The organism is Agrococcus terreus (assembly GCF_014645235.1).
GTDB classification, from domain to species: Bacteria; Actinomycetota; Actinomycetes; order Actinomycetales; family Microbacteriaceae; genus Agrococcus; species Agrococcus terreus.
Map to the genome: position 1 here is coordinate 682,613 of NZ_BMLM01000002.1, position 11,871 is coordinate 694,483.

Consider the following 11,871-nt stretch of genomic DNA (forward strand, 5'->3'; position numbering starts at 1 on the left):
CCCTGCCCCCAGGAGCGCCCCAGTGATCTCCATCGAGCACGTCAGCCGCCGCTTCGGCGACGGCCCGGATGCGGTCGTCGCCCTCGACGACGTCTCCATCCAGGTCGCGCGCGGCCAGATCTTCGGCGTCGTCGGCCAGTCCGGCGCCGGCAAGTCGACGCTGCTGCGCACCGTCAACGCCCTCGAGCGCCCCGACTCCGGCCGTGTCGTCGTCGACGGCGTCGAGGTCACCGCTCTCACCGGCCAAGCGCTGCGCACCGAGCGCCACCGCATCGGCATGGTGTTCCAGCACTTCAACCTCGTCGGCAACCGCACCGTCGCGCAGAACGTCGAGCTCGCCCTCGAGGCGACCGGCACGGCCAAGAAGGACCGCCGCCCCAAGGCGCTCGAGATGCTCGATCTCGTCGGCCTCGCGCACAAGGCCGACGACAAGCCGGCCCAGCTCTCCGGCGGCCAGCGTCAGCGCGTCGGCATCGCCCGCGCCCTCGCCTCCGGCCCCGACGTGCTGCTCTCCGACGAGGCCACGAGCGCCCTCGACCCCGAGACCACGCGCCAGATCCTCGACCTCATCCAGCGCCTCAGCCGCGAGCTCGGCCTCACGGTGCTGCTCATCACGCACGAGATGGACGTCGTCAAGCGCATCTGCGACGCCGCCGCCCTCATGGAGGACGGCCGCGTCATCGAGCAGGGCACGCTCGAGCAGCTCATCACCACGCCGCACAGCCGCGTCGCCGCCGAGCTCTTCCCCGTGGGCGAGGCGCACGGCATCCCCGGCCACCGCATCGTCGACGTCACCTACGCCGGCCTCAGCGCCGACCGCCCCGTCATCGCGCAGCTCTCGCGCGACTTCGGCCTCGACGTGAGCATCCTCGGCGCCGCCCTCGAGACCATCGGCGGCGTGCAGGCCGGCCGCACGCGCCTCGCGATCCCCGGCGACGAGACCACCTCCCGCCGCGTCATCGACCGGCTCGGCGACCACGGCGTCACCGCGTGGGAGGTCGACCCGGCCACCACCGGCACCATCGCCACGAGCGCGAGCGCGAGCACGAGCGCGAGCACGAGCACGACGAAGGCGGAGGTCCCCGCATGATCGACGTCACGAGCCCCACCTTCTGGCCGCAGCTCATCCAGGTGCTCCTCGAGGGCACGTGGGAGACGCTCTACATGGTCGGCATCGCGATGGTCATCACGACGATCGTGGGCCTGCCGCTCGGCATCGTGCTCGTCGGCACCGAGCGCGGCCGCTTCCTCGAGGCGCCGTTCGGCAGCCGGAGGCTGGGGCAGGCGATCAACGCGGTGCTCGGCTTCGTCGTGAACCTCGGCCGCTCGGTGCCGTTCATCGTGCTGATGATCGCGCTCATCCCGTTCACGCGCCTGCTGCTCGGCTCGTTCATCGGCACGGGCCCCGCGATCGTGCCGCTCACGATCGTGGCCATCCCGTTCTTCGTGCGCGTCGTCGAGATCGCCGTGCGCGAGGTCGACCCGGGCCTGTTCGAGGCGGCGGAGTCGCTGGGCGCGAGCCGCTGGCTGCTCGTGCGCCGCGTGCTGCTGCCGCAGGCGACCCCGGCGATCCTGCTGGGCGCCGCGACCACGGTCACCTCGATCATCAACTTCTCGGCGATGGTCGGCGTGGTCGGCGGCGGCGGCCTCGGCAACGTCGCCCTCACCTACGGCATGCAGCGCTACAGCTGGCTGCACATCGTCGGCGTCGTCATCATCCTCTTCGTGCTCGTGCAGCTCATCCAGTGGGCGTTCACGCTGCTCGCGAAGCGCGCCGGCATCGAGCCCGCCAAGCGCCGCCGCGTCGCGGCCGCCGAGACCGGCGTGGAGCCGGTCAAGGCCTGAGCGCGACCACCCAGCCGCGGCACCCGCCGCCCCACGAACCGCCCACGAGGCATCCCACCCCGCCCGCACCACCGCATCCCCCACCACCGCATCCCGAAGGATCACCAATGACCACCACCCTCCGCCGTCGCCTAACGGCCGTCCTCGCCGGCGCGACCGCCGTCGCCGCCCTCGCCGCCTGCTCGACGGGCAACGCCTCCGAGCCCGCAGCCTCGGACGGCGGCTCGCTCGGCACCGTCCGCGTCGGCGCGCTGCCCGTGCCCGCCGGCGACCTGCTCCGCTGGGTCGACGAGAACCTGGCCGAGGAGGCCGGCCTCGACATCGAGTTCGTCGAGTTCTCGGACTACAACACGCCCAACCCGGCGCTCACCGACGGCTCGACCGACGCGAACCTCTTCCAGAACGCGACGTTCATGGAGACCTACAACGAGCAGGCCGGCGGCTCGCTCGTCTCGGCCGGCGAGATCTACCTGCCCGCCGCCGCCTTCTACTCCGAGACGCTCACGAGCCTCGACGAGCTCGAGGACGGAGCGACGATCGCCATCCCGAACGACCCGACGAACGAGGGCCGCGCGCTGGGCCTCCTCGCGCAGGAGGGCCTCATCGAGATCGCCGAGGGCGCCACGACGCTCCAGGACATCACCGCGAACCCGTCGAACTTCCAGTTCACCGAGGTCGAGAACGCCACCCTGCCGCTCGCGCTGCCCGACAACGACGCGGTCTTCGTGACCGCCTCGTTCGCGCTGCCCGCCGGCCTCACCACCGACCAGCAGATCCTGGTCGAGGGCGACGACTCGAACTACTTCAACATCCTCGCCACGACGCCCGAGCTGCAGGACGACCCGCGCATCGCGGCGCTCACCGAGCTGCTCACGTCGCCCGAGACGAAGCAGTACATCCTCGACACGTGGGGCGGCCTCATCGTCCCCGTCGCCGACTGACGCCTGCGCACGCACGAGGGCCCGCATCCCCATCGGATGCGGGCCCTCCGCATGTGCGCGTGCCGGAGCACGCGGGCTACGGAGCGTCCGGACCGTCGCCCTCGACCTCGACGCCCTCCGGCATCGCGTACTGGTCGACGCCGGTGAGCTCGAGCGTCGACATGATGTCGAGCGCCCGCTGCACCTCCGGCGTCGAGAGGGCGGCCTCCGCCTCCGCCTGGGAGGCGTACGACGGTGCGTCGTAGCCGATCACGTCGCTCCTCAGGATGAGGGAGTGGCCGCGGTTCGCGTCGCCCGCGCCGACGAGCGCCGATGCGGCCGGTGCCCCCTGGCCGGGCTGCAGGCTCACGAACGCGCGGTACGGGCCGTCCTCGTACCGCTCCCACCACGCCGTCGCGACGACGCCGTCCGCGATGGGTCGCTCGTCGACGACGCCGTGCTCGGTGCTCGCGACGCCGGTGTCGGACATGTAGCCGTCGTAGTAGCCCAGGACCTCCCCCGTCGGCGCCGTGAAGCGCACCGCGTTGTCCCACTGCTGCCGGCCGTCGTGGTTGACGACGAGGCCGCTGCGGTCCTCGACCGTCCAGCCGGCGGGGATGCGGATGCGCATGGTGCCGTTCTGCGTCTCGAACGACTGCTCCTCAGGGGTCGCGGTCGGGGTCGCCGTCGGGGTCGATGCCGGCGCCGCGGTGGGTGTGCCGCTCGGCGCGGCCGAGGCGGTCGTCGCCGGAGCGCTCTCGACGTCGTCGCCGGCGCCGCCCGCCGCACAGGCGGCGAGCAGGCAGGAGACGGCGACGACGGCGAGCAGGAGCACGGAGCGGCGCTGGACGCGGTACTGGATGCGGTGCATGGATGCCTCGATCTCGGTCGGGGTCGGCGTCAGGGCAGGGTTCGGCCGTCGAGGCCCGTGTAGCGGACGCTCGCGATGACGTCGAGCGCGGCCGCGGCAGGCGCCGTCCGCAGGAAGGCGACGGCCTCGGCCTCGGACGCGAAGGCGCTGCGGAACCCTGGCGCGCCGGAGAGTTCGGCGACGACGGTGGAGCAACCCTCGCCCGGCCACGCGACGTGCTGGATCATGCCTGCCGGGAAGCCGTGCGCGGCCTGCTGCTGCACCGTGACGATCGCGACGTGCGGCACGAAGCCGCCACGCGCATCCCGCTGCCAGAACGACTGCGCCACCATCGAGCCCGCGATGGGTCGGGCGTCGACGACGCCGAACTCGCCGGGGTGCGCCCCGGGGATCGGGCCGACGCTCATGCTCTCGAGGAACCGGACCGCGGCGCCGTCGCCGCGCAGGTCGACCAGGTTGATCCAGGTGGGCCCGTCGAACGAGGCGACGTCGAGGCGGCTGCGGTCGGTGCCGGTCCAGCCGGCGGGCACCGTGAAGCTCGCGGAGCCGTTCTGCGTGGTGAACCCGCCGGAGGCGACGGGGTGCTCGACGAACGGCGGAGCCACGGGCTCGCTCGGCTCCTCGGACGCCGGCGGCGTGCTCGGCGCGGGCGCGGGCGCCGGAGCCGGCGCGGGCGCCGAGGGCCGCGCCGGCGCACGAGTGCCCTCGCCGGTGCCGACCGCGACGGCCGGCTCGGTCGCCCGCGACGCGTCGGGCTGGTCGCGGTCGGATGCGTCGCGCGTCGGCTCCGGCGCAGCGACCTCGGGTGCCGCCGGCGCCGCCGCGCGAGGCGAGCTCGCGGGTTCGGTCGCCGTCTCCGCGCTGCCGGCCGACGCGCAGGCCGCGAGCCCGCCCGCGACCGTCACGATCATCGCCATCGCCGCAAGCCTGCGGCCCGACGGTGCGCGCATGGCGCTCCCCCTCACCGCGGAGCCCTCCCCCGCACACCCCGACATGTCCAGGATGCGCCGACGGTCACGCGCGCCGGATCACGATCCGATCACGGCCCGCCGCCGCCCGGTCACTGCCCCGGGGCGTAGAACACCGCGTAGCCCGGGGAGATCCCCGCGGGCGCGACAGGCGGCGGGAACGCGAGAGAGCCTCGATCCGGCAGCGGCCCCAGCCGCTGCTCGCCCTCACCACGGCCGCAGCCGACCAGCCCACCGGCGAACTCGATGGTCCCGGTGCGACGGCAGTGCAGCTCGACCATCGTCGGCCCCTCGATCGCCCGCCCGAGCGCGGCCTCGGTGGGCACGGCACCCGGATCGGTCACGACCGCGGTGCCCCAGCTGAGCTCCGGATCCCACGAGGCGTACCACTGCTGCTCGATGCGCGGCGCGACGCCCGGCTCGATCGGCACCCCGGGGACGAGGATCACGGGGGGCTGCTCCCAGTCGAAGCTCGTATCGAAGCCCGAGCCGACCGCGCACGGGTACTCCACCCCGTCGACCCGCACCACCCAGTGGAGCTCGCGGCACGCGAAGGTCACGTCGACCGTCGGCCCGGCGAGCGACGACCCGACGAGCGGCTCGTCGACCCGCCACTCCGGTTCGCCCTGGTAGGGGTTGTCGGGTGCGGGCGCGGGCGCAGGGATGACGGGCGGCGCGGTCTGCGCGGCCGGCGTGGTCGGCGGCTCGCTGGTCGCCGTCTGCTCGGGGATCGTCGGGCTGGGCTCGGGCGTGGACGTGGCCCGCGCGGTCGTCGAGGGCGCCTCGCTCGTGCGGACGTCGAGCGCCCCGGGCGTGCACGCGGCGAGGCCGAGCGCGATCGCGGCGACGAGTGCCGTGCGCGCGACCGGCCCGATCGCCCTGCGAGCGCTCATCGCTGGATCACCAGCCTGATCGCGCCGCTCGAGCGGTCGTCGGGGCCGACCTCCACCGTCGGGATGAGCTGATCCGGCCCGAACGGGATGCCCCACGCGCCCACCTCCGTCACGAACCTCCCGTCGACCGCGGTGCCGCAGCCCTCGGTGACGTCCACGCCCCCGACGCGCAGCGTGGACGGTCGGGACCAGCAGTCGACGTACACGGTCGCGGTGCCGCCGACGCCGATGCCTGCCGGGGCCTCGCCGCGCTGCACCTGCCGGATCACGCCGGTGAAGTCGGCAGTCCCGCGGATCTCGGGATCGTCGAAGTCGCGGTAGAGCGCGCGGCCGAGGTCGAGCATGACCGTCCCCTCCTGGAGCCGTGCGCAGTCGAGCCACGGGGTGTCGCCGACGAGCACCTGCCCCGACCCCTCGCAGAGCACGTAGACGTCGACGTAGCCTTCGATCTGCTTCGGGTCGGGACCTCCTGCGGCGCCGGCGTCGCCACCCTCACCGAGCGGCACGGACGCCGTGACGTGCGCCTCCCCGGCCGCGATCCCCTCGAAGCCGGGCGGCGGCGTCGGCTCGGCCGGTGCCGTCTCGGTCGGCGTGGGCGCGGGCACAGCGGTCTCGCTCGGCACGGGCTCCGACGTCGCGGAGGTGGTCGGCGCTGGCGGTGCGGCCATGTCGCGCTCGGGAGCGAGGCCCGCGAGCGCCTGCCCGCCGATGACGCCGGCGACCGCCACGACCGCGGCAGCCACGGCACCGCCCGCGATGGCGCGGTTGCGGCGCCGCTCGCGCACGCGCTCGCGCACGGCCATCGTCGAGAGGCCGCGCCGCATCCGCTCCTCGAAGTCGGCGCTCATCCGCGGGCCCTCGGGCAGCTCGTCGCTCATGCGGGCAGCTCCTCGGCCGCGGTCTCGAGGTGGCCGCGCAGGCGCTGCTTCGCGCGGCTGATGCGGGTCTTCGCGGCGCCGTACGTCATGCCCAGGGCGCGCGCCGCATCCGGCAGCGGCACGTCCTCGAGCATCACGAGCGAGACGAGCGCGGCGTCCTTGTCGCTCAGCTCGCGCATCGCGGCCGCGACGGCCGAGCCGGCGTCGAGCCGCTCGAACCGATCGCCCGCGACGACCGCGGGGTCCGGGGCGTCTTCGCCGCGCGGGATGTGCGCGATGAGCCGCTCGTTGCGGCGGATGCTGCGGCGGGCGTTGCGCGCGCAGTTCGTGGCGGTGACGAGCAGCCACGGCAGCACGGAGTCGTCGACGATGCGCACGCGGGCGCGCTTGCGCCACGCCTCCGCGAACACGGCCGCGGTGACGTCCTCGGTGTCCTGGCGGTGCTGCATCATCCTCCACGCGTGGCGCCAGACGCGGTCGCCATGGCGGTCGAAGATCGCCGCGAAGGCCACGCCATCCCCCCGCACGACGGCACGCCAGAGGTGCTCGTCGGTCTGCGAGAGGTCCACAGCCAGGATTGTCCGGCACCGCCCGACGGGTCACAGCCCGGCACGCCAGATTCCCGGAGGATCGCTCAGGTGCGCTCGGGCCGCTCCGGATCGCCCGTCACGGCACCTGCAGCAGCCCGCGCCCCTCGAAGCCGGCGGGCACCCGCAGGTCGGCGAGCGCCGACCGCAGCGGGACGCCGTCGAACCAGACCGGCTCGTCCTCGACGCATCCGATCGCGGTGCCGCCGAGCGAGACCTCGCCGGGCGTGATGCACCAGACGACGACGTCGACGAGCTGATCGGCGGGCGCACCGCCGACGAGCGCATCCACCTGCTCCGCGGCGAGCGGCGTGCCGGACGGTGTGCGCTGCACGACGAGGGATGCGTGCACGGCCGGCTCCGCGTAGGCGCGCGCCCAGGCGGCGGGCACGCCGAGCTCGAGGTGGCCGATCGTCGCGTCGCACGTGGTCGGCGCGAAGCTCGTGAAGTCGCCGTCGGGTGCGGCCGGGTCGATCCAGAAGCGCGCACCGGGCGCGCACACGACCGCGAGGTCGTAGAGCGCGCCTTCGGCGGGCTCTGGGCCGCCGGTCGCGACCTCGGACGGGCCCGACGGCACCGTCGGAGTGGGTGTCGGCGTCGGGGGCGGTGGGCTCGGGATGGGTGTGTACGGCGGCTGGGGCGGGGAGGCCGCGGGCCGGGCGGGCGGCGGCTCCCAGCCGCCGTCGGCCGTGGCCGCGGGTCGGGGCGCCTCGGGCAGCGCGGCGGTCTCCGGCTGCGGCGCGCGCACCGTCGGCACCACCGCGGGCGGCGGCGCCGTCGCGCCCGAGCTCGGGCCGGGGACGGGCCCGGGGTCGGTGGCGGGGATGGCGCACGACGAGAGCGCGACCGACACGGCGGCGACGAGCACAAGCCGACGGATGCGCTGCGCGCGAGTGCGGGCGCGGCCGATCGCTGCGGGTCTGTCGGGGGCGTGCATCGGATGCTCCCCTCTGCGCGCGGCGCGTCGGTGAGCCGAGGATCCCACCGGATCCCGGTTCCGCACCAGAGGCGCGCTCGGTGCCGCGGGTCACGATCCGATCACGGCGCGAGGGTCGGGTGCGGCGCGCCCGAGCGGTCGACGCCCGACGGTCGGGACACGCACGCACCGGGGTACATGATGGACGCGTGGCATCGGGGGATCGCGGATCGGACGCAGCGTCGACCGCGACGACCGCCCCGGTGGGCGCCGTCCGTCAGCTGGCCGCGTCGGTGCCCATCCGCACGGCCGCGAGCGGCGCGCAGATCGCCATCCCCATCCTCGCCGTCGCGGTCACGGGCGACATCGCGCTCGGCGCCCTGCTCGTCGCGCTCGCGCTCGTGCCGGGCATCGTGGCCGCGCCGCTCGTGGGCGCCGTGCTCGACCGCTCGCACCGGCCGCGCGCGTGGATGCTCGCCGCGGCCGCCGGCACCGCCGCCGCCTACCTCGTCGCCGCGGCGCTGGATCCGGTGCCCGTGCCGCTCGTGGCCGTCGCGCTCGCGGCGAGCGGGCTGCTGACGCCGTTCGGCTTCGGCGGGCTCTCGAGCTTCCTCGCCGCCGACGCCGGCTCCGGCGAGGCCGCGCGCCGGGCCTACGCGCTCGACGCGCTGAGCTACAACGTCTCGGGCGTCGCGGGCCCGGCCGTCGTCGCGGTGCTCGCACCGCTCGTCGGCCCGCGCTGGGCGCTCGTCGCGATGGCGGCGATGGCGCTCGCCTCGCTCGTGGCCTACCCGCTGCTGCCGATGCGGGCGCGCGAGACGGAGCCGAAGCCGCTGCTGCGCTCGATGGCGTCGGGCTTCGTCGCGCTCGCGACGCACCGTCCGCTCGCCGTCGTCACCGCATCCGGCACCCTCGCCGAGCTCGGCCGCGGCTTCCTGCCGATCGCGGCGCTCGGCATCGCGATCGGCGCCGTCGGCGACGCGACCGCCGGCGCGACGATCGTCACCGCCTTCGCCGTGGGCGCGCTCGTCGGCGCCGTGCTCGAGCCGCTGCGGCGGCGCGCGATGCGCCCGCACGTGACGATGCTCGTCGGCTTCGCGCTCACGGGCCTCGCGACGCTCGCCGCATCGCTCGGCGTCGGGCTGTGGTGGACGATCGCGCTCGTGGCGCTCTCGGGGCTGTGCACCGCCGCGCCGACGGCCGCGATGCTGCTGCTGCGGCGGCTCGAGAGCCCGGATGACGTGGTCGCGCAGGTCTTCACGGTCGGCTCCGCGCTGCGGACGGCCGCGAGCGCCGCGGGCACCGCGATCGCCGGCGCGATGGCGGGCGTCGACCCGCTCGTGCTGCTGTCGATCTCGGGCGCGATCTGGGTGGTGAGCGGAGCGACGATGCTCGCGTTCCCGCGGCGGGCGCCCGCGGCGGCGTAGGCACGCGCCGCCCGCCCCGACCCTCCGAGCAGCACGCCCGGTCCGCGCGCGCACGCGCCAGCCGATCCGCCGCACGGCGGAGGCCACCGCCGCATCCGCCCGCCCGATCCTCCGCAGGCGGTCCGGGTCGCCGCCCGCCGCGGCGAGGTGCACCGAACCGTCCTGCCGCCGACCCCTTCGGGGCCGAACCGTGCACCACATCCGGAGCACGTGCACCGATCGGCCCACTCGACGCCGCCCTCAGGGCCGATCCGTGCACGTGCTCCCGAGCAGGTGCACCCAACGGCCCCGACCCTCCGAACCGGAGGATCGATCCGCGCGGGCGCCCGCCCACCCGATCCGCCGCACGGCGGAGGCGACCGCCGCATCCGCCCGCCTAGCCTGGGAGCATGGCCGTCCGCTCCCGCCCCGACGCGCGCTCGCTGCGCGTCGACGCGATCGTCGCCGCGGCCCTCGCGTTCAGCGGCTGCGTCATGGTGGCGCTCTCGCACACCGCCGGCATCGTCGTGAACCCCGACGCCTCCATCTGGGTCGCGCTGCTCGGCTCGGTGCTGCTCGCCGCGCCCCTCGTGCTGCGGCGCCTGCACCCCGTGCTCGTCGCGATCGTGCAGTCGGCGGTGTACATCACCTTCGGCGAGCTCGGCGCGATCGAGTTCTACGCCTCGCAGATCGCGCTGTTCCTCGGCTTCTACTCGATCGGCGCCTGGGAGGCGAACCGCCCTCGGGCGCGATGGGTGCGGCTCGTGCTCGTCGTCATCATGGCCGCGTGGCTCGCGAGCAGCGCCGTGCGCGGCTTCCTCGACCCCGAGACGGGCGAGCGGGGCGTCGCGGCGTTCTTCGGGATGCTCGGCATCCAGGTGGCGATCAACGCGATGTTCTTCGGCGGCGCGTGGATTTTCGGCGACCGCGCGTGGGCGAGCGCCATCGAGCGCGAGGACCTCGACCGCGCGAACGCCGAGATCCGCGCCCAGCAGGCGCAGCTCGCCGAGCAGGCCGTGGCACTCGAGCGGATGCGCATCGCGCGCGAGCTGCACGACGTCGTCGCGCACCACGTCTCGGCGATGGGCGTACAGGCGGGTGCGGCGCGGCGCGTGCTCGACCGCGACCGCGACGCGGCGAGGGATGCGCTGCAGCACGTCGAGCGCTCGGCCCGCGAGGCCATCGGCGAGCTGCGCTCGCTCGTGCTGACGCTGCGCTCCGAGGACGACGGCACCGGCGCCGCGCCCGACCTCGACGCGATCGAAGGGCTCGTCGTCGCCGCCCGCGAGGCGGGGCAGGAGGCGCGGCTCGCGACGCTCGGCGAGCGCCCGCCGCTCTCGCCCGCGGTCGAGCTGACCGCCTACCGCGTCGTGCAGGAGGCCCTCACGAACGCGCGCAAGCACGCGGGCGCCGCCGCCACCATCGACGTGCGGCTGCGGTTCGCGCCCGACTCGCTCGAGGTCGAGGTCGCCGACGACGGGCACGGCAGCCCGCACGCGTCGCGCGTCGGGCTCGGCAGCGGCATGGGCCTGATCGGGATGCGCGAGCGCGTCACGGCGATCGGTGGCGAGCTGGAGGCGGGCCCGAAGTCGCGCGGCGGATTCCTCGTGCGCGCGTCGCTGCCCGTCGTCCCGACGGTGCGGTCGGTGCCGTCGGCGCCGTCGCCTCCGGCGGGCGAGGCCGGCGCGGCGGCACCCGCATCCGCACCCGCCGCGTCCGCTGCCTCCGCGTCCGACGGATCTCAACGGCTCCACGTGCAGCACGTGCCCGGATCCGGGGGTGTGGTGCGCGCAGAGCCGTTGAGGCAGACGCCCGACGCCGACGCTGCGACGGCGCCCGACCCAGCCAGCCCCACCGACCCCTCCGAGGCCCGCGCATGACGCGCATCCTGCTCGTCGACGACCAGGCGCTCGTGCGCGCCGGCTTCCAGACGATCCTCACCTCCGAGCCCGGCTTCGAGGTGGTGGGCCAGGCGCCCGACGGCGCCGCGGGCGTGCGGATGGCGGCCGAGCTGCAGCCCGACGTGATCTGCATGGACGTGCAGATGCCCGTGATGGACGGGCTCGAAGCGACGCGCGCCATCTGCGCCGGCTCGTCGCACGCCTCGGTGCTCATGCTGACGACCTTCGACCGCGACGACTTCCTCTTCGAGGCGCTCTCGGCCGGCGCCTCCGGCTTCCTGCTGAAGACCGCCGAGCCGGAGCAGCTCATCGACGCCGTGCACGCGCTCGCGCGCGGGGATGCGCTGCTCTCGCCCGAGGTGACGCGCCGCGTCATCGAGCGCTTCGCCGCGCCCTCGACGCCGGCGCCCTCCCCCGCCGCGCCGCAGCTCGAGCTGCTCACGGAGCGCGAGCACGAGACGTTGCTGCGGCTCGCGCGCGGCCGCTCCAACGCCGAGATCGCCGCCGAGCTGTTCGTCGGCGAGGCGACCGTGAAGACGCACGTCTCGAACGTGCTCATGAAGCTCGGCATCCGCGACCGCATCCACGCCGTCATCTGGGCGTACGAGCACGGGGTCGTCGCGCCGCGCGTCTGACCCCGCCCGCGCCGGATCTCAACCGGCTCAGTGGTTCGCCGAACGGATGAC

12 protein-coding genes are annotated in these 11,871 nt (G+C 75.0%); 6 read left to right on the forward strand and 6 right to left on the reverse strand.

From position 1 onward, the window contains the following. Positions 1–22 precede the first annotated feature (22 nt). The 3 genes from IEW90_RS13095 (at position 23) to IEW90_RS13105 (ending at position 2,786) form a co-directional block, all read left to right on the forward strand. A complete protein-coding gene (locus IEW90_RS13095) occupies positions 23–1,090 on the forward strand; it encodes a methionine ABC transporter ATP-binding protein (protein WP_188718711.1) in 1,068 nt (355 codons plus the stop codon). Continuing rightward, complete coding sequence (locus IEW90_RS13100; RefSeq protein ID WP_188718712.1) at positions 1,087–1,845, forward strand: methionine ABC transporter permease; 759 nt, start codon at positions 1,087–1,089, stop codon at positions 1,843–1,845. The genes IEW90_RS13095 and IEW90_RS13100 overlap by 4 nt, the downstream gene beginning before the upstream one ends. A 107-nt stretch (positions 1,846–1,952) precedes the next feature. After that, positions 1,953–2,786 (forward strand): MetQ/NlpA family ABC transporter substrate-binding protein, encoded by an 834-nt coding sequence (locus tag IEW90_RS13105; protein ID WP_188718713.1) that lies wholly within the window; start codon positions 1,953–1,955, stop codon positions 2,784–2,786. Positions 2,787–2,862: 76 nt separating this feature from the next. Here the strand turns inward: IEW90_RS13105 and IEW90_RS13110 are convergent, their stop codons facing one another. The 6 genes from IEW90_RS13110 to IEW90_RS13135 form a co-directional block, all read right to left on the reverse strand. Further along, entirely contained in the window at positions 2,863–3,636 is a 774-nt protein-coding gene (locus IEW90_RS13110) for a hypothetical protein (protein WP_188718714.1), read from the reverse strand. A gap of 29 nt (positions 3,637–3,665) precedes the next feature. Beyond that, positions 3,666–4,586 (reverse strand): hypothetical protein, encoded by a 921-nt coding sequence (locus tag IEW90_RS13115; RefSeq protein WP_188718715.1) that lies wholly within the window; start codon positions 4,584–4,586, stop codon positions 3,666–3,668. 110 nt (positions 4,587–4,696) lie between these two features. Next, positions 4,697–5,497, reverse strand: coding sequence for a hypothetical protein (locus tag IEW90_RS13120; RefSeq protein WP_188718716.1), 801 nt, complete (start codon positions 5,495–5,497; stop codon positions 4,697–4,699). Further along, positions 5,494–6,375 (reverse strand): hypothetical protein, encoded by an 882-nt coding sequence (locus IEW90_RS13125; protein ID WP_188718717.1) that lies wholly within the window; start codon positions 6,373–6,375, stop codon positions 5,494–5,496. Before IEW90_RS13125 ends, IEW90_RS13120 begins: the two co-directional genes overlap by 4 nt. Next, positions 6,372–6,944, reverse strand: coding sequence for an RNA polymerase sigma factor (locus tag IEW90_RS13130; RefSeq protein ID WP_188718718.1), 573 nt, complete (start codon positions 6,942–6,944; stop codon positions 6,372–6,374). The genes IEW90_RS13125 and IEW90_RS13130 overlap by 4 nt, the downstream gene beginning before the upstream one ends. A gap of 97 nt (positions 6,945–7,041) precedes the next feature. Then, positions 7,042–7,899, reverse strand: coding sequence for a hypothetical protein (locus IEW90_RS13135; RefSeq protein ID WP_188718719.1), 858 nt, complete (start codon positions 7,897–7,899; stop codon positions 7,042–7,044). Positions 7,900–8,087: 188 nt separating this feature from the next. Here IEW90_RS13135 and IEW90_RS13140 point away from each other — a divergent pair, with 188 nt between their 5' ends. The 3 genes from IEW90_RS13140 to IEW90_RS13150 all read left to right on the forward strand — a co-directional run bounded on the left by IEW90_RS13140 (position 8,088) and on the right by IEW90_RS13150 (position 11,820). Continuing rightward, positions 8,088–9,305 (forward strand): MFS transporter, encoded by a 1,218-nt coding sequence (locus IEW90_RS13140; RefSeq protein ID WP_188718720.1) that lies wholly within the window; start codon positions 8,088–8,090, stop codon positions 9,303–9,305. 389 nt (positions 9,306–9,694) lie between these two features. Next, complete coding sequence (locus IEW90_RS13145; protein WP_188718721.1) at positions 9,695–11,164, forward strand: sensor histidine kinase; 1,470 nt, start codon at positions 9,695–9,697, stop codon at positions 11,162–11,164. Further along, on the forward strand, positions 11,161–11,820 hold the full coding sequence (locus IEW90_RS13150; protein ID WP_188718722.1) for a response regulator: 660 nt from the start codon (positions 11,161–11,163) through the stop codon (positions 11,818–11,820). The genes IEW90_RS13145 and IEW90_RS13150 overlap by 4 nt, the downstream gene beginning before the upstream one ends. The last annotated feature ends 51 nt before the right edge of the window (positions 11,821–11,871 follow it).

Bases quoted from the DNA above. Each gene is read 5' to 3' on its own strand.
- IEW90_RS13110 (WP_188718714.1), bottom strand. From the start codon at position 3,636: ATGCACCGCATCCAGTACCGCGTCCAGCGCCGCTCCGTGCTCCTGCTC.
- IEW90_RS13120 (WP_188718716.1), bottom strand. From the start codon at position 5,497: ATGAGCGCTCGCAGGGCGATCGGGCCGGTCGCGCGCACGGCACTCGTC.
- IEW90_RS13100 (WP_188718712.1), top strand. From the start codon at position 1,087: ATGATCGACGTCACGAGCCCCACCTTCTGGCCGCAGCTCATCCAGGTG.
- IEW90_RS13150 (WP_188718722.1), top strand. From the start codon at position 11,161: ATGACGCGCATCCTGCTCGTCGACGACCAGGCGCTCGTGCGCGCCGGC.
- IEW90_RS13125 (WP_188718717.1), bottom strand. From the start codon at position 6,375: ATGAGCGACGAGCTGCCCGAGGGCCCGCGGATGAGCGCCGACTTCGAG.
- IEW90_RS13135 (WP_188718719.1), bottom strand. From the start codon at position 7,899: ATGCACGCCCCCGACAGACCCGCAGCGATCGGCCGCGCCCGCACTCGC.
- IEW90_RS13145 (WP_188718721.1), top strand. From the start codon at position 9,695: ATGGCCGTCCGCTCCCGCCCCGACGCGCGCTCGCTGCGCGTCGACGCG.
- IEW90_RS13115 (WP_188718715.1), bottom strand. From the start codon at position 4,586: ATGCGCGCACCGTCGGGCCGCAGGCTTGCGGCGATGGCGATGATCGTG.
- IEW90_RS13105 (WP_188718713.1), top strand. From the start codon at position 1,953: ATGACCACCACCCTCCGCCGTCGCCTAACGGCCGTCCTCGCCGGCGCG.